This is a genomic window from Acinetobacter qingfengensis (assembly GCF_008693185.1).
GTDB lineage: Bacteria > Pseudomonadota > Gammaproteobacteria > Pseudomonadales > Moraxellaceae > Acinetobacter > Acinetobacter qingfengensis.
This window is the reverse complement of the sequence record NZ_VXKN01000006.1, coordinates 25,918-43,826: the sequence shown is the minus strand read 5'-3', so window position 1 is coordinate 43,826 and position 17,909 is coordinate 25,918. Positions and strand designations below refer to the sequence as shown.

Genomic DNA, 17,909 nt, shown 5'->3' with positions numbered 1-17,909 from the left:
CAACAACGTCCTGTATCTTTACTGAGCCTATCTCATACCACATTAGCAGGCAACAAAATCTATTTATCAACTGTCCATAAACCTGTGATTCAGGTATAATCTGGCGCCAATGCAGAAACATCACTGAATCACTTATGAGCAATTCAACTTCTAATACTGGTTTAAGCTATAAAGATGCTGGAGTCGATATCGAAGCTGGCGATCTGCTGGTCGAACGAATTAAATCTGTAGCAAAACGTACAACTCGCCCGGAAGTTATGGGTGGCTTAGGTGGTTTTGGCGCATTATGTAAAATTCCAAAAGGTTATGAAGAACCTGTGTTGGTTTCAGGCACAGATGGTGTTGGTACTAAACTCAGATTAGCATTACAACTCAATAAACACGATACAATTGGACAAGATCTTGTTGCAATGTGCGTCAATGATTTATTGGTGACAGGTGCAGAACCACTATTCTTTCTGGACTACTATGCAACTGGACATTTGAATGTAGATGTTGCAGCCAATGTTGTTAGCGGAATTGGAGCAGGATGTGAACTTGCAGGATGTGCATTAGTCGGTGGCGAAACTGCCGAAATGCCAGGCATGTATGAAGGCGAAGATTATGATCTTGCGGGATTTGCTGTAGGCGTTGTCGAACACAGTAAAATTATTGACGGATCAAAAGTCAAAGCTGGTGATATCCTGATTGGCCTTGCATCCAGTGGTGCTCATTCAAATGGCTACTCATTGGTTCGTAAAATTATTGATGTTAAGAATATTGATCTCAATACCCAACTTGATGGTAAGTCATTAAGTGATGTTGTCATGGAACCAACCCGCATTTACGTAAAGCCTGTACTTGAACTTTGCAAACAAGTAGATGTACATGCTATGGCACATATTACCGGTGGTGGTTTACCGGGTAATGTACCACGCGTACTTCCAGATGGTTTACGTGCCCGTATTGATGAAACTTCATGGCAATGGCCGACATTGTTTAGCTTTCTACAACAACAAGGTCAGGTTGAGCAATTTGAAATGTATCGTACGTTTAACTGCGGCGTGGGCATGATCATTGCGATTGATGCCAATGATGCAGATCAAGCAATTGAAGTATTAAGCCAACAAGGCGAAACTGCATGGAAAATTGGAGTAATTGAAGCTGATGCAGCATCTGTAAAAGATGCAGATGAAAAAATTCGAGTAGTATTTGCTTAAATTATGCGTATTGCAGTTTTAGTTTCTGGAAATGGCAGTAATTTACAAGCATTAATTGATGCCAAGCTTTCAGGTAAAATCGTAGGGGTGTTGAGCAATAAAGCCAATGCCTTTGCAATTGATCGCGCCAAACAGGCCAATATTTCAACTGCCATCATTTCTCATCAGGACTTTCCAGATAGAGAAAGCTTTGATGAACAAATGCATGAACAATTAATTGCGTGGGAGGTTGATTTGGTCATCCTCGCTGGTTTTATGCGTATTCTAACCAGTAACTTTGTCAAAAAATGGCAAGGTAAGATGATTAACATTCACCCTTCTTTATTGCCTGCCTATAAAGGTATGCATACACATCAGCGTGTCTTAAATACCGGGGATACCCTACATGGGTGTACTGTTCATTTTGTAACAGCAGAACTTGATGCGGGTCAGGCAATTGCGCAAGGTAGTTTACAGGTACTTGCTCATGATACTGCTCACTCTTTGGCACAAAAGGTACACCACCTAGAACATTTTATCTATCCATTAGTTGTGGAATGGTTATGCTCAGGACAATTATATCTAAAAAATAATACTGTAATTTTTAATGCATCACCACTTTATCGTCCTTTATGCTTTAGCAATCCATAATATTGATTGCTAAAGGTTTTACCAGACTAGATTAATTCTTAACCATAAAGCCGCAAAAAACACAATAGGTATTTTTTACCACTTAGTTTTTTTTAAAAATAATTTATTATCAACAAATTAAATCAAATCTCCATTTTTTCTACAAAAACTATGGGTTTTTGAAAGAGATACCGTTATATTAATCTCATAGATTCGTATATCTATCACTAAGATTGGTGATTTTTGCCAATTTTGGTAGGGATTATTCAACTCACTTGTTCATGGATTGATGACAATGAAAATCAAAACTCTATCTATAGCGATTGCATGTGCCTTACCGATGTCAGGAGCGTTTGCTGCAGCTCTTGACCGCTCAGGTCAGTCCATTTCTCCATTTTTACAATCAGGCAATTACTTTGAAGTAGGCGGTGCTGTACTTGACCCAACCGTTGAAGGTAAAGATACCTCAGGTAATGATACGGGTGATATGGCCAAAAGCTATCATCAGCTCAATACAGCTATAAAAATCCAGCCAACTGAACATTTCTCTTTTGGTTTGATTTATGATCAACCCTTTGGTGCAAATGCTGAATACTCTGGAAACAGTAACTTTGTTTCTAAACCAACCGATGCAGTTTTACCAAGCTCTATTACCAGCTCTTTACCCTCTTCAGTGTCTGGTGTCGTTTCACAAATTAATAGTAATCAGGCTCTAAGTACAATTACAGGTAACTCACAAGTCACAGGCGATACAAAAGTTTCTGTAACTAGTCACAATCTTTCATTGGTATTAGGTTTTCAGCCAAATGAGAACTGGAATTTTTATGCTGGACCTGTTTATCAAACCATTAAAGGTACTGTGAATTTACGTGGCAGCACCTATAGTCTATACAATGGTTACGATGCTAATTTTAAAGAAGATGGTAGTTGGGGTTGGTTAGCGGGTTTTGCCTATCAAATTCCTGAAATTGCTCTAAAAGCATCTTTAACTTATCGTTCCGAAATTGACCATGAGATGACAACGAATGAAAATGTCCCTCTAGCATCGTCTCTAGGTTCATTATCTTCAACAATATCTGCAATTAGCCCAACATTAGGTGCCGGAGTTGCTCAATTTACCGCAGCGACAAGTGAACAAGGCAAAACCAAAATTACGACACCACAATCTGTCAATCTAGATTTACAGACTGGTATTATGGAAAATACTATTGCCTTTGCAAATATTCGCTGGGTAAACTGGAAAAATTTCTCTATCCGTCCTTATCAATTTGGTAAAGTTTCTGAAGTAGTAACTCAAATTGCAGCAGGTTCGTCTAAAGGCTTTAATCTTGTTGATTACTCCAAAGATCAATGGAGCGTTACTGCTGGTGTAGGTCGTAAATTTAGCGAAAAATGGTCAGGCACAGCTTCTGTTGGCTGGGACAGCGGTGCAGGTAATCCTGTAACCACACTTGGCCCAACTGAAGGTTACTGGAATGTGGGTCTAGGCGCACAATATAGCCCTGCTGCTAATTACTTCGTAGCCGGTGGTATAAAATACTTCTGGCTAGGTGATGCTGATGCACAAACAGGTGCACATACTGCCGCAGGAGAATTCTCTGATGGTCATGCAATTGTTTATGGTTTAAAACTCGGTTATCGCTTCTAATCTATTTTTTCCATCCATTAAAACAGGGCAACAATATGCCCTGTTTTCTTATCAATATCTTTTACTCTAATCTTTTAATTGTTTATATAAAATCCTCAACAAATATTTTCGTACAACAATAACGCTTATTCCAGAATTGCTTTATCATGATGCTATTGAAATAGTATCTCGTCAGGTAGGCAAATCCCAACTTGATTTTTTATACAAATAGGTAAAGTTCTTATGAGTTTAGATCTAGATCGTATTAATGCAGAATATGGTGATGATGCAGAACAATTAATTAAATGGGCATTAAGTTTAAATGAAAAAGCCATTGTAACCACAAATTTCCGCCCATTTGAGGCAGTGATTCTCCATCTGCTCACTCAGGTTAAACCTGATATTCAGGTGGTTTGGATGGACAATGGTTATAATACTGAAACAACTTATCGCTATGTTGATGAAATTACCCAACGTTTAAATCTCAATCTTCTAACCTATTTACCCAGACGCTCCCGGGCACACCGTGAAGCACTAGAAGGACCTGTACCAGCACTTGATGATCCAAAACATGAAGCATTTACTACTGAAGTTAAACTAGAACCATTTGAACGTGCATTACGTGAAACTGCGCCAAAAATCTGGTTTACAGCATTACGTGCAACGGATACAGCGGTACGTGCTGGTATGGATCCAGTCAGCATCAATCCAGACGGATTAATTAAAGTTGCACCATTACTTAAATGGACAGCCAAAGATTTATGGGAATACATGCAGAAACACAATCTTCCTGATAATGAAGATTACTATGACCCGACCAAAGGTGAAGAACATCGCGAATGTGGCTTACACCTGAGTCACTGATCGTATTTCAATCAGACTATTCGAGGAGTGTCCATGATGCTCCTTTCTTATTTTCTCAATCATTCATTTAATTCACTTTGGTTGAATATTCAGTCTATTCTAAAATATGCTAAAGTAGTTGAAGAAACGGATTAGAAACACAATATACGGATAGCACCAGGCATTAAGGCAAGAGTACATGCGACCATTAAATCCCATAGATTTTATTTTTTTATCTCTTGAAAAAAGACAGCAACCTATGCACGTCGCAGGTTTATTTTTATTTAAATTGCCTGACAATGCCTCACCAACTTTTGTTCACGATTTGGTTCAGGATATTCGTCAATCTAAAGCCATTCCAATACCACCATTTAATCAAGTATTAAACGGCCTCCTTTGGGATACTGATGAAGAATTTGATCTAGATCATCATTTCAGACATATTTCACTGCCTGCCCCAGGACGTATTCGTGAGTTATTGACCTATATTTCACAGGAACATAGCACCTTAATTGATCGTGCTAAACCACTATGGATGTGCCATGTTATTGAAGGGATCGAAGATAATCGATTTGCCATGTATTTTAAAATTCACCATGCCATGGTTGATGGTGTGGCTGGCATGCGCTTAATTGAAAAATCCCTGTCCCATTCTCCTGATGAAAGTTCAATTGTTCCACCGTGGTGTGTACATCAAAATCAATTAAAGCGTCCTGAACCGAATACCAGAAACACATTAAAACATATTTATCAACTGACTCGTTCCCAATTTAAGGCACTTCCTGCAGTATTTAAAGAGTTATCTCAGGCTTTAACTCAGGAACGAGGTAAGCATCCAGACTATGTATCTACCTCACAGGCACCTGCCAGCATTTTAAATCAACGAGTAAGTTCATCCAGACGATTTGCTGCACAATCCTTTGAGTTACAAAGATTGCGCCTGATTGCCAAAGCATTAAATGCCACCTTAAATGATATTATTCTTGCAATATGTGCTGGTGCAATTCGAGCTTATTTGATTACACTTAATCAATTACCAAAACGCCCACTGATTGCGATGGTTCCAGCTTCCATCCGTACAGATGATTCTGATCATGGTAATCAGATCACCATGATTCTAGCCAATTTAGCAACGCATAAAAGTAATGCATTAGATCGTCTGGCAACCATACAAGGCAGCATGCAGCATACCAAAAATCGCTTTAAACGCATGACAACTCAACAAATTCTTAATTACAGTGCTTTGGTGTATGGACCTGCAGGTATCAATATTTTATCAGGGCTAATGCCAAAATATCAGGCTTTTAATCTGGTCATTTCCAATGTTCCGGGACCAAGTGAGCCGCTATACTGGAATGGTGCCATGCTGGATGCACTTTATCCTGTATCCATTGTACTGGATGGTCAGGCGCTCAATATTACCATGACTAGCTATCTGGATAAACTGGAAGTTGGAATTACTGCATGTCGACAAGCAATTCCCAGAGTACAATCTTTACTCGGTTTACTGGAAGATGAAATTCAAACTTTTGAACAATATGTGGCTCAGACACTAGAGCATGTTGAGCTTTGATCTTTACAATAAAAATAGGGCGTAAATGTCTTAATTTGAAGCCTAAGTTTAATATGTCATTAATACTTAACTTACGTCTAAATTAGAAGCATAAAAATTGGGCAAGTTACCTTGCCCTGCGCTTTATTGATTTGACGAAGATACAAGTCATCAAAACTTCCATCCTCTGTTCAAGTTTTTGCCATTATTTTTTTAGGCATGGCTTTTAATTATTACTCTTTAGAATAAATACGGAATGCTGTATAGATTATTTTACATTCACATTTTATTTCTTCTAACTCATGCTGATTCTTACTGAATTATCCAAAATCTAAGCGATACAATTTCCATAAAACCATCATACATACAACCTTTGTCATGGAGAATATCAGAAAATATTTTTTATTTTCATCATTTCAATCCACAATTCAGGTTGTGATTATTTTTTACAGCGTGCCAATAATTGACTGCATGCGTGACGAATCATTTCTTTCGTAACTTTTACTTCTTCGCCTGAGTCTGCAATCATATAGCAACGATTAAGTTGAGTTAATTCCATTGCTTTCACACCTGTTCTTAAAAAAGCTTTTGCACCCATAATATTTCACCTCTTGGCTGAAACTATCACCATGAACGATGATAATTGGCTATGTCTTGATGATGGATACAGTATTAAAAACTCTAGCAAAAAAGTAAAATTTCAGATGTAACAAAGGATTGAATAAATCCTGTTACAGGTTGATAGTTTTTGCTAACTCAAAATGATGTCGTACTGCTCTTGAGTGTATAAATTTTCAACCTGAAACTTGATTACACGATCTATAAAATGCTCCAAATCCGCGACAGCAGGCGCTTCTGTGGTTAAGAGTCGGTCAATTACAGAGGGATGTGCAACAATCGTATAAGAACGCTGTGATTCGTAAGCTCTTGCATATCGTAGAATTTCCCGAAAGATTTCGTAACATACTGTCTCGGCTGTTTTTACATATCCTCGACCTTGACAGGTTGGGCAAGACTCACATAACAGATGTTCCAGTGATTCGCGAGTACGCTTACGGGTCATTTCTACTAAACCCAATTCAGAAACCTGAGTGATTTTCGTTTTGGCATGATCTCGCTCGAGCATTTTTTCCAGTAGCTTCATGACTTCTTCACGATGCTCAGCTTCTTGCATGTCAATAAAATCAATGATGATAATGCCACCAAGATTACGCAAACGTAGTTGTCTTGAGATGGTTTGTGTTGCTTCCAAATTGGTTTTAAACACCGTATCCTCAAGTGAACGACCACCTACATACGAACCAGTATTGACATCAATTGTTGTCATGGCTTCTGTCTGGTCAATCATTAGATAGCCGCCAGATTTTAATTCAACGCGGGTGCGCAAGGCTTTCTGAAGATCATCTTCTACATTGTATAAATCAAATAAAGGTTTTTCACCAGGATAATGTAATAAACGACTACGGATTGCAGGTACAAACTCGTCTACAAATTCCTGTAGTTTATGAAAAACTTCACGAGAATCGACATAAATTTTTGCCGTATCTTCACTAACTAAATCACGTATCACACGTTGCGGTAATGGTAATTCTTCAAAGATTAAAGCCGTTGCTTCGACTTGTTTTTGTTTCCGCTGAATATATTCCCAGAGTTTGGCAAGATACGCTATATCCTGTCCAAGTTCTTGTTCACTGATTCCTTCAGCAGCAGTTCGAACAATCAAACTTCCCGGTAATTTATGCTGTTCCTGCAAGGCTTCAATTAAACTTCTTAAACGGGTACGCTCTTCCTCTAATTCAATTCGCTGTGAAACACCAGTATGATTACCATAAGGCATCAAAACCAGATAACGTGAAGGGATGGAAAGATCTGTGGTAAGACGTGCACCTTTTGAACCCAGCATGTCTTTCATCACCTGTACAGGAATGACTTGCCCAGGATAAAGCACTTCAAAGATATTTGGTGCAGCTTGTGATCTTGACCACACCATATCATTCAAGTGTAAGAATGCGGTACGGGATTGTCCTATATCCACAAATGCTGCCTGCATGCCGGGCAATACTCGCACCACTTTTCCATTATAAATATTGCCCACTAACCCACGTTTTGCTGACCGTTCAACGAATAATTCATTGACCGTACCATTTTCAATTAATGCAACGCGGCATTCCATGGGCGTAATATTAATTAATAATTCTTCCGCCATACTGAACCCAAAGTTTAATAAAATTCTTTATACTGATTTAGAGGCACAGAATTGCGCTTGCTTTAGTAGTTGTAATGTTTCAAAAAGCGGCAATCCCACCACATTGGAATAACTTCCTTCCATACGCTTCACCCATGCGGCTGCACGGCCCTGAATGGCATATCCACCAGCTTTATCCAGAGGCTCACCAGTTTGCCAATAGGCCAGCATCTCTTCATCAGTTAAATCTTTAAATAAAATATCTGTTGTGACTGTATCATGCCAGCACTGGCTTGCATAGGCGATCACGATTGTTGTTTTCACTTGATGTAATCGACCGGATAATTTCTGCCACATGTACAAAGCATGCTGTTGATGCTCGGGTTTTCCCAATATTTCCGAATCGACTGTGACTGTAGTATCTGCTGCAATCACTATTGCATCAGGTTGTTGTTTAGCAATTGTTTGAGCTTTTGCCATAGCAATACGCTGGATATATTGCTCAACCTTTTCATTGAGCAAAGGAGTTTCATTAATATTGGCAATCTGTATAGAGAAATCTAGTCCAACTTGTTGTAACAGGTCTTTGCGGCGTGGTGATTGCGAAGCAAGAATTATGCGGCACGCCATTTTTTTAATCCATAATAGATAACAGGCCAGATTAGAATACTACTTAAGAGGGGTGACCAATGCCTGATTACTGCGATTTCTTCACCAGACATGACCAAAATCAGCCATAAAAACAGCAAATATGCCACTTCTACCATATAGGCAATCAACCATAGATTTGCAACAGTCATGATACGTTTTTCACGTGTTAAATAACGACTGACAAAGGCAATACTGATAAAACACAGAGCATTTACGCCTAGAGGCATTTCCATCAATAAATCAGTAAATATGCCCAACACAAAAGCAAACCAGACACCACACCATGCTGGCTGACACATAATCCAGAACAACATAACCAAAAGCATGATGCTAGGACGCCATGCACTCAAATCGTAAGGTAAAGGATAGATCATCAACACCGAAGCAAGCATTACTGAAAAAATAATCGCCCACAATGGATCTTTACTTTGAAAGTTTTCTTTTTTAGCGAGCTGCATTCGGTTGCTCCTCAGCCAACCCTTGTGAAAATAACACCACAACATTATGTCCACTGGCTAACTGTGCAGCCGGTTTCACCATAATTTGTGCAAATTCACCAGAATGATGGCGTTGAATAGCACTGACTGTTCCAACCAAATATCCGGCTGGATAACGGGCACCTAAACCTGAGCTATAAATATGATCACCAACTTTTACATCCGCACTGGATGGTACATAATCCATATCCAGTTCAGCATAGTCGCCTTTTCCGGAAACAATTGCCCGCATACCAGTACGCTCTATACGCACGGAAATCGAACTGTCTTTATCAGACAACAACATGACTCTGGCACTATTTGGATAGACGCTGATAATTTGTCCCATAATGCCTTGATCATCAAGCACTGTCTGACCTTGTTGCAAATGATCATTACTACCTTTATTAATGACGACAACATGCACCAGAGGATTAGCATCCACACCAACAATTTCTGCAATTAAGACCCGCCCATCCACAATGAGCGGTGTATTCATCAAACCTCTTAAACGGGTATTTTCAGCAGATAATTCAGAAAATTTCTGTAACCGTACCTGAGCCTGTAATAATTCTGCTCGTAAAGCAGTATTTTCACGGCGCAAATCCTGCTCCGACTGAACCTGTAAACGTAACCAGTCGCCCGAAACAACAGGATAATTCGCCATTTGATAAATCGGGAAATAAGCTGTTTTCAGTACATCACGCATAGGTTGTACAACTTGCGGAAAACGCCAGTTAATAAACATTGCAACAAAACATACAACCAGTGCCAGAATAAACGAACGAAATGACGGTGGCTGCCGTGTAAGCAGGGTTTGCACAGCCTACATTCCCCTAAAATTATTCAATGAATAGCATTTCATGATTCGGGTTATCAAAGTATTCCAATACTTTACCACCACCACGTGCGACACAAGTCAATGGGTCTTCAGCCACAACAACTGGTAATCCGGTTTCGTTTGCCAGTAATTTATCTAGATTACGCAATAATGCACCGCCACCAGTTAATACGATACCACGCTCAGCAATATCCGCAGACAATTCCGGTGGTGTCTGCTCTAATGCAGTTTTCACAGAACTAACAATATTTTGTAATGGATCACTGATTGCAGATAAAACTTCTTCTGAATTCATGACAAAAGAACGAGGGACACCTTCTGCAAGGTTACGACCACGAACTTCAATTTCATTTACTGTACCGTCAGCATAAGCCATACCAACTTCTTTTTTGATACGTTCGGCTGTTGTTTCACCAATCACACAACCATGTGCTTTACGAGCATAGTTGATAATATGTTCATCAAACATATCACCACCCACACGTAAGGAATCAGAATATACGCAGCCTTGCAGGGAGATAATAGCAATTTCTGTTGTACCACCACCAATATCTACAACCATGGAACCACAGGCTTGCTCAACCGGCATACCGGCGCCTATGGCAGCGGCCATAGGCTCTTCAATCAAACGAACTTCCTGAGCACCTGCATTATATACAGCCTCACGAATCACCCGGCGTTCAACCAGTGTAGATTTGCAAGGAACACAAACCACAACTTTTGGATGATTAGGCAATAAACCGCGTTCATTTACTTTCGTAATAAATTGGTGCAACATGGTTTCTGTGACTTCTATATCTGCAATTACCCCATCCTTCATTGGACGGATTGCTGCAATATTGGCCGGCGTACGACCCAGCATTTGTTTTGCATCTTCACCAACTGCCGCAACAATTTTTTGCGAACCACTTTGGCGAATTGCTACTACAGTGGGTTCATTTAAAATAATTCCACGATCAGGCGCATAAATCAGCGTATTTGCAGTGCCTAAATCAATGGCTAAATTTGGTGAAAACCAGCCAAAAAGTCGTTTTAAAAAAATCACGGGCGTTCTCAGTGTAATCAAGTGACGATTCAAGACCGCAACTTTAACGAAATGTGATGATTTGAACAAGTCAATCGCTTATCATATCACACGATATTTTGAAATTTTTTGATAATGAATTAGGTGATGGTATGTCTTCATCGGATGCACAGCAATCTACAGATTTAAATGCACAAACCATAACAGGCATTGCGAACCTGGCTAAACTTTCGCTGAATGATGCGCAATCTACTGAATATGCAACAAGTTTAACTAAGATCCTAAAAATGATGGATACACTGAAAACTTTTGATACCGAAGATGTTGCACCATTAAAAAGTCCTTTTGACCATCCACAACCGCTACGTGAGGATAAAGTTACAGAAAGTAACCATCGTGGCCAATATCAGGCTGTTGCACCCGCAACTCAAGATGGTCTTTATCTCGTTCCTCGCGTTATCGAGTAATTACTAACCACCTCACATCGCTATATAAAATTTTAACCTTATAGATTTTGATTATGACCGACTTACATCGTTTATCCATTCGAGAGTTATCAGAAGGTCTGACTTCTGGTCAATTTTCATCTCGTGAACTAACGCAGCATTATTTAAATCGTATTGAAAAAATTGATGCTCATATAAATAGCTATATTACGGTAAGCAAAGAACAAGCTTTGATTGAAGCTGATGCAGCTGATCATGCATTAAAATCAGGCCATGCCACTGCTCTTACTGGAATTCCACTGGCACATAAAGATATTTTCTGCACCCAAGGAATTAAAACTTCTGCCGGATCCAAAATGCTGGATAATTTTATCTCACCTTATGATGCTACAGTTGTTAGCAAAGCCAAGGTTGCAGGTCTGGTCACTCTCGGTAAAGTGAACATGGACGAATTTGCCATGGGCTCTGCCACCGAAAATTCCTATTACGGTGCGACCAAGAATCCCTGGAATCTTGAACATGTTCCCGGTGGGTCATCTGGTGGTTCTGCTGCCGCAATTGCTGCCGACCTTGCACCATTTGCAACAGGTACAGACACTGGTGGTTCAATTCGTCAACCCGCATCATTTTGTGGTCTAACTGGTTTAAAACCAACTTATGGTCGTGTATCTCGTTTTGGTATGATTGCCTTTGCTTCATCACTGGATCAGGGCGGACCTATGGCTCGTTCCGCAGAAGACTGCGCATACTTAATGAATGTGATGGCTGGCCATGATGACAAAGATTCAACCTCTGTCGATAAAGATGTTGACGATTATGTTGCCAGTTTGAATCAGACTCAACTAAAAGGCTTACGTATTGGTATTCCAAAACAATATTTTAATGTTCAGGGTTTAGATATCGATGTTCGCAAACAGGTCGAAACTTCATTAAAACAACTTGAAACTCTGGGTGCCATTCTCGTTGAGATTGATTTGTCCATGGTAGACGCTTACGTACCTACTTATTACCTGATTGCCCCTGCTGAAGCCTCATCTAACCTGTCACGTTATGATGGTGTACGCTATGGCTATCGCTGTGATCATCCTGCGGATCTAAATGACTTATATAGACGTTCTCGTTCTGAAGGATTTGGGGCTGAAGTACAGCGCCGTATCCTGATCGGAACCTATGCGCTGTCTGCTGGTTATTACGATGCCTATTATGTCAAAGCACAAAAAGTTCGCCGCCTTATTCAACAGGACTTTTTAAAAGCTTTTGAACAAGTAGATGTGATTGCTGCACCATCGGCGCCGACCACCGCCTACAAAATTGGTGCACAGCTTGATCCAGTTGATGTCTATCTTGGTGATATTTACACACTTGCCGTTAACCTTGCCGGCTTACCAGCAATTAATGCACCAGTAGGTCTGGATAGTAAAAATCTACCTGTAGGTCTGCAACTAATCGGGCAATATTGGTCTGAAGCACAATTATTGTCAATTGTACATCAATACCAGCAAACAACTGACTTCCATACTCAACGTGCAGCAATTGCTGAGGAGAATGCGTAATGGCTGACGTTCAACATCAAACGCAAAAATTAAAACTTGTGGATGGTTGGGAGATTGTGATTGGTCTAGAAATTCACACCCAGCTCAATACCAATTCGAAGATTTTTTCTGGTTCCAGTATCGAATTTGGTGCAGAACCAAACACACAGGCAAGTTTAGTTGATTTGGCAATGCCCGGCGTATTACCTGTACTTAATGCCGAAGTTGTGAATAAAGCCATTCGTTTTGGTTTGGGAATTAATGCCGAAATTGACCGTGCATCAGTTTTTGCCCGTAAAAACTACTTTTACCCAGACTTACCCAAAGGCTATCAAATCAGCCAAATGGATAACCCAATTGTGGGTAAAGGCTTTGTGGATATTCATCTTGAAGATGGAACCAGCAAACGTGTTGGTGTGACTCGTGCACATTTGGAAGAAGATGCCGGCAAATCTTTACATGAAGATTTCGCAGGGATGACAGGCATTGACTTAAACCGTGCCGGCACACCACTTCTGGAAATTGTATCCGAACCAGACATGCGTTCTACGGAAGAAGCTGTGGCTTATGTACGAACCATTCATACACTGGTACGCTGGCTGGGTATTTCTGATGGAAACATGGCCGAAGGTTCTTTCCGTTGCGACTGTAATGTATCCATTCGCCGCCCTGGTGATGAATTTGGTACACGTTGCGAACTCAAGAACATTAACTCATTTCGCTTTATCGAAAAAGCCATTGATGTCGAAATCGAACGCCAAATCGATATTTTGGAAAGTGGTGGCCGTATCGTGCAAGAAACCCGTTTGTTTGACCCAAACAAAATGGAAACTCGTTCCATGCGCTCCAAGGAAGAAGCGAATGATTACCGCTACTTTCCTGACCCTGATTTGTTACCCGTTCATATTTCCGAACAACAAATCGAGGCTATTCGTAGTGAATTACCGGAACTTCCTACTGCGCGCCGTGAACGTTTTATCAATGACTATCAATTACCAGAATATGATGCCCGTGTCCTCACGATGAGCCGAGAATTGGCCGACTTTTTTGAAGCAGTTGTTCAGGCGGCAGGCGGAGAAAAACATGCCAAATTAGCTGCTAACTGGGTGATGGGTGAATTCTCTGGTGCACTAAACAAAGCAAGTCTAGAGATCCAAGACTCACCTTTGTCTGCACAACAACTTGGTGGAATGATTGCTCGTATCGTAGATAACACCATTAGTGGTAAGATTGCAAAACAAGTCTTTGGATTCATGTGGGAATCACAAGGTCAATCTGCTGATACCATTATTACAGAAAAAGGTTTGAAGCAAGAAACCGATACTGGTGCCATCGAAGCCATTATCAAGGAAGTACTTGCTGCCAATGAAAAAATGGTCGAAGAGTACAAATCCGGTAAAGAAAAAGCCTTTAATGGTTTAGTTGGTCAGGTAATGAAAGCGTCTCGTGGTAAAGCTAACCCGGCCCAAGTCAACGAATTAATGAAGAAGTTGATTGGGTAATTTATCTTTATGTATTAAGGGTAGGATGTCCTGATAAATGCATCCTGCCTTTTCAAGATATTATTCAATTCATATATAATATATTGAGCAAATCAAAATAATCACATATAGATTTATATAAGCCCTATAACCCCAATTTCCCCAAAATATCTGGTGTTAAAAAAGTCATCGCCACTTTATTCAAATCAATATAACGTAATGTTCCTTGTAGCTGCTGACGTACGGCAGGATCCTTAATAATATCTTCGCCGGCTTGACGTCCCAATTCCTGAAAACTATCTGCCACAGCTTGTACACCATCAGTTTGAATTACTGCTTTGGTTTGTGCAGCGCATTGTTCTACAATGACTCGCTGCAATACTTGAGCAAGTTTCTGATCAAGTTGATTTTTTTGCTCAACTGTCACATGACTTAAAGCCTTTAGATCGGGATGAGCAGATAGCGCAACATAAGTCCACTGTAAAACAGTCGTTTTATCGCTGGCTGTAGTTGCTTGAAGCAAGCAATTGCTCAGTTGATCTACATTTGGACTAGCTGTAGTCACTTGGGTAGCACCTAACATTGCCATCATAAAGCAACCACCTAGACGTACCATCCGACCACCTGTTATTTTATAAATAAATTCTAGCATCTTTATTATTTCTCAAAAGGCATAATATTATTTGTATCACATCATTTAATGATTCGCATGTTATGACTATGTAATCAAAATTAATCTTGTCCGTGAAAATTCCAGGCTTCAGGAATGTCAGGCTGAGTTGGTATATGCGTTAGATCAATATTGATCACTCGATTGCCCTGATGTGATTTTTGCTGCGAATCTGATGCTGGAGATAACTTTAAATTATAATGGTAGCGGAACTGCCATTGCATCGGATTAATTGGACGAATATCCAGTGTCAATTGATCCTCATCATGGCAATTTCCGTCTGATGTTGCATAATCCCGTTCTGAAAAACAGGCACGAATAATACGATTAAAACTAAACGGATAATTATTAATTAAGGATTTAAGCTGCCCATCCGTGCGCAACCCATAAAAACTAGCTCTTTCAATATGTGCACCACCCTCTGAATATGTCTCTGAATATTCATCAATCCGTGCAATGGCATAGCGTTGCTGTGCCACAGGAAAAAGTTTGGGATAAATATAATGAGATACGCTTGCAAATTCATCATTTTCAGGTATAGATATCTCCCATTGTTGTTGTAATTTAAGTTGATGATGCTGTTGTTTGAACTGTACTATTTTATTTTGACTTAATATCCAAAGCTCTCCATGATCAACCGCTATACTAAGTAAAGTGGACTTTTCATGACATAATGATGCAAGATTTTTACATACTTGTTGTTGTACCAATGGCGATAACTGATTGGATTTAAAATCCAGTATTTTCAATGGTGCAGCATTTAAGCCTGTAATCGTTAATACACCAATAAAAGCAATCAATGCATAATGATATTTTCTAAATTTTTCTATCATGATATTTATTTCCTTGTAAAAATTAAGGTATTTTTTTATGACAATTTAGATTTTTAATTTTAGAGGTCTATCCAATTTAGATGAATATCATCACAATATATAATGGTTTAAGGACATTATTGCTATTATTTTAAGGTTTAGATGTAAAAAATCTAATAAATATTTTACACCATTGGTCTTATGAAAGGTCTGCATTCACAGCAAGGGCAACACCGGCACAAAACAGAATTACATAGAATGCGAACCAGAAAATCATTCTTTTGAATGCTTTATCCGAAATGGAACTATCAGCATATTTTTGCGGTTTTTCAGAATTTTTATCAGTCATTTTAGTAATCTCGTCAATATCATGACAATCATTATGTTCAATTTAATCTCAAAACCATAGATACACTTTTACCATAAATCACTATAACAGTTTAAAAAATGATTTACATTTCTTATGATTTTTCCTAATCTGTTATACTTAAACCCATGATAATTTATATTTTAGAGATTTTTAATCTTAATTCTAATATGCATAAATTTTGACAATCAGCTTAGCGAATGGAACAATTACATGATATTTAATCAAATTGTTCCATTCTACTTAGACCCAGATGACTAAATACCTATATTAGACAATCTTAACAATTCATAAATATTGTCAGATTCTAGATTAGCTAAATCATACTTCATGCTATTTATAGAACAATGATTACTCTCTATATCCGTATTTTATTTTAAAATCGATTCAAATGCTTTTAAACGCTTATAAATCGACAACATTTCTATAATCGATTTCCATGAACTAATCAAATATTGAAAAGATTCACGAACTTTATCAAAGATTCCGCCAATCTGATTAATCAGCCCTAATGTTAATTTTCCTGCGGCAATAGATGGAAACAATACAATTAAACCATAAAGTACATCAAGCTGTGCATACCATGTAGCTACCATATTAAAATAAGCATAATGAAAATAAAGCTTAAAATAATTTTTACGCACTCTAGAAAATAATTCTTTTAATGTTGGAGGTGCGGCACGATCCGCATGATCTTCACCATAAACCAGTTCCTTACGATAAGCTGCTTCTACCTTTTGGTTATTAAATTCCAAACCAGGTAATTTGATACCGACCACCAGAAGCAATACTGTACCAAAAACCGCCCATATAATTGCTGCCCATACTAAAGAATGCTCAATGTATCCGACAACTGGAAGTTCTGGTACATATTTAGACAACGTAAATAAAATGGGTAAAAAAGCAATCAGCGTCATAATTGCCTTAATTAATTCAACACCCAAATTTTCCATAATCGTTGCAAAACGCATGGTATCTTCTTGTACACGCTGTGATGCACCCTCTACATGGCGCAATTGATCCCAATATTGCACATAATATTCATTCATTGCTGTACGCCAACGAAACACCCAATGGCTCACAAAAAAGGAATTCACCACCGCTAAGGTCACCGCAACCATGGCAATATACAAAAAGGTTAAAGTTTCTTGATAAAGCTGGGAAATGTCTCCACCATTGTTAGTCAACATCTTCTGGATCAAATCCCAGAATGGAACATACCAGGCGTTAAGAGCAACACTGACCTGCACACCAAACCAGATATTAAACAAAATAAAGCCAGAACCCCAAATTGCCCAGTTTAACCATTTATGTGGTGCAATCATTTTCCAGAATAACCAAAAAATTGCCGTGGAAAGAAAAAACCAAACATAGAACCATAAAGCTGAAGCTTGCCAAAAACGACTTACGCCAATAATGGCTTCCGCATCAGCATACCCCTGTGCAAAACCAAAAAATTCACCCCATGATTTCCCCCCGCTATACCAAAGCCCAATATTTAGAATCAACCAAAAGATTACACTCAATAAAAACCAACGAGGTTTAGGAAAAAATGACTTGAACATAGGGTTAAAAATCCTTGAATATCAATCCA

General features: G+C 39.1%; 18 protein-coding genes. 8 read left to right on the top strand and 10 right to left on the bottom strand.

Features of this window, described 5'->3' with window-relative positions; all coding sequences use genetic code 11:
* Window positions 1-134: 134 nt before the first annotated feature.
* From purM to F4V57_RS09105, 5 genes are all read left to right on the top strand, one after another.
* On the top strand, window positions 135-1,199 hold the full coding sequence (gene purM, locus F4V57_RS09125; RefSeq protein WP_070068548.1) for a phosphoribosylformylglycinamidine cyclo-ligase: 1,065 nt from the start codon (window positions 135-137) through the stop codon (window positions 1,197-1,199).
* Window positions 1,200-1,202: 3 nt separating this feature from the next.
* The gene (gene purN / locus F4V57_RS09120) at window positions 1,203-1,829 is read left to right on the top strand and encodes a phosphoribosylglycinamide formyltransferase (protein WP_070068549.1); all 627 of its coding nucleotides are present in this window, start codon (window positions 1,203-1,205) and stop codon (window positions 1,827-1,829) included.
* 274 nt (window positions 1,830-2,103) lie between these two features.
* Window positions 2,104-3,456, top strand: coding sequence for an OmpP1/FadL family transporter (locus F4V57_RS09115; protein WP_070068550.1), 1,353 nt, complete (start codon window positions 2,104-2,106; stop codon window positions 3,454-3,456).
* 222 nt (window positions 3,457-3,678) lie between these two features.
* Window positions 3,679-4,299: a phosphoadenosine phosphosulfate reductase domain-containing protein gene (locus F4V57_RS09110; protein WP_070068551.1), complete on the top strand. Its 621-nt coding sequence runs from the start codon at window positions 3,679-3,681 to the stop codon at window positions 4,297-4,299.
* 178 nt (window positions 4,300-4,477) lie between these two features.
* Window positions 4,478-5,851 (top strand): WS/DGAT/MGAT family O-acyltransferase, encoded by a 1,374-nt coding sequence (locus tag F4V57_RS09105; RefSeq protein WP_070068552.1) that lies wholly within the window; start codon window positions 4,478-4,480, stop codon window positions 5,849-5,851.
* A 418-nt stretch (window positions 5,852-6,269) separates the two neighbouring features.
* On the opposite strand, the gene F4V57_RS14780 is transcribed toward F4V57_RS09105, so the two are convergent.
* From F4V57_RS14780 to F4V57_RS09080, 6 genes are all read right to left on the bottom strand, one after another.
* On the bottom strand, window positions 6,270-6,428 hold the full coding sequence (locus F4V57_RS14780) for a PA1571 family protein (protein WP_171257505.1): 159 nt from the start codon (window positions 6,426-6,428) through the stop codon (window positions 6,270-6,272).
* Window positions 6,429-6,581: 153 nt separating this feature from the next.
* Window positions 6,582-8,036 carry a ribonuclease G gene (gene rng, locus F4V57_RS09100; protein ID WP_070068553.1) on the bottom strand — a complete coding sequence of 485 codons (1,455 nt, stop codon included), beginning with the start codon at window positions 8,034-8,036 and terminating at the stop codon, window positions 6,582-6,584.
* A gap of 27 nt (window positions 8,037-8,063) precedes the next feature.
* Complete coding sequence (locus tag F4V57_RS09095) at window positions 8,064-8,645, bottom strand: Maf family protein (RefSeq protein ID WP_070068554.1); 582 nt, start codon at window positions 8,643-8,645, stop codon at window positions 8,064-8,066.
* Window positions 8,630-9,124 (bottom strand): rod shape-determining protein MreD, encoded by a 495-nt coding sequence (mreD, locus tag F4V57_RS09090; RefSeq protein WP_070068555.1) that lies wholly within the window; start codon window positions 9,122-9,124, stop codon window positions 8,630-8,632. The genes F4V57_RS09095 and mreD overlap by 16 nt, the downstream gene beginning before the upstream one ends.
* Window positions 9,111-9,965, bottom strand: a complete 855-nt coding sequence (mreC, locus tag F4V57_RS09085) for a rod shape-determining protein MreC (protein ID WP_070068556.1) — start codon at window positions 9,963-9,965, stop codon at window positions 9,111-9,113. Before mreC ends, mreD begins: the two co-directional genes overlap by 14 nt.
* 19 nt (window positions 9,966-9,984) lie before the next feature.
* Window positions 9,985-11,025: a rod shape-determining protein gene (locus F4V57_RS09080; RefSeq protein WP_070068610.1), complete on the bottom strand. Its 1,041-nt coding sequence runs from the start codon at window positions 11,023-11,025 to the stop codon at window positions 9,985-9,987.
* A gap of 134 nt (window positions 11,026-11,159) precedes the next feature.
* On the opposite strand from F4V57_RS09080, the gene gatC reads away from it, so the two are divergent.
* Genes gatC through gatB form a run of 3 tightly spaced genes read left to right on the top strand, consistent with a single transcriptional unit; the run spans window position 11,160 to window position 14,487 of the window.
* Complete coding sequence (gene gatC / locus F4V57_RS09075) at window positions 11,160-11,474, top strand: Asp-tRNA(Asn)/Glu-tRNA(Gln) amidotransferase subunit GatC (protein ID WP_070068557.1); 315 nt, start codon at window positions 11,160-11,162, stop codon at window positions 11,472-11,474.
* A 53-nt stretch (window positions 11,475-11,527) separates the two neighbouring features.
* Complete coding sequence (gene gatA, locus F4V57_RS09070) at window positions 11,528-13,006, top strand: Asp-tRNA(Asn)/Glu-tRNA(Gln) amidotransferase subunit GatA (protein ID WP_070068558.1); 1,479 nt, start codon at window positions 11,528-11,530, stop codon at window positions 13,004-13,006.
* Window positions 13,006-14,487 carry an Asp-tRNA(Asn)/Glu-tRNA(Gln) amidotransferase subunit GatB gene (gene gatB / locus F4V57_RS09065; protein WP_070068559.1) on the top strand — a complete coding sequence of 494 codons (1,482 nt, stop codon included), beginning with the start codon at window positions 13,006-13,008 and terminating at the stop codon, window positions 14,485-14,487. The genes gatA and gatB overlap by 1 nt, the downstream gene beginning before the upstream one ends.
* 124 nt (window positions 14,488-14,611) lie before the next feature.
* Here gatB and F4V57_RS09060 read toward each other — a convergent pair whose 3' ends face one another.
* The 4 genes from F4V57_RS09060 to sbmA form a co-directional block, all read right to left on the bottom strand.
* Window positions 14,612-15,082, bottom strand: a complete 471-nt coding sequence (locus tag F4V57_RS09060) for a hypothetical protein (RefSeq protein ID WP_141729197.1) — start codon at window positions 15,080-15,082, stop codon at window positions 14,612-14,614.
* Between the two features lie 116 nt (window positions 15,083-15,198).
* Window positions 15,199-15,969 (bottom strand): hypothetical protein, encoded by a 771-nt coding sequence (locus tag F4V57_RS09055; protein WP_070068561.1) that lies wholly within the window; start codon window positions 15,967-15,969, stop codon window positions 15,199-15,201.
* 178 nt (window positions 15,970-16,147) lie between these two features.
* A complete protein-coding gene (locus F4V57_RS14775) occupies window positions 16,148-16,297 on the bottom strand; it encodes a hypothetical protein (protein ID WP_171257506.1) in 150 nt (49 codons plus the stop codon).
* Between the two features lie 389 nt (window positions 16,298-16,686).
* On the bottom strand, window positions 16,687-17,880 hold the full coding sequence (gene sbmA, locus F4V57_RS09050) for a peptide antibiotic transporter SbmA (protein ID WP_070068562.1): 1,194 nt from the start codon (window positions 17,878-17,880) through the stop codon (window positions 16,687-16,689).
* Window positions 17,881-17,909: the final 29 nt, after the last annotated feature.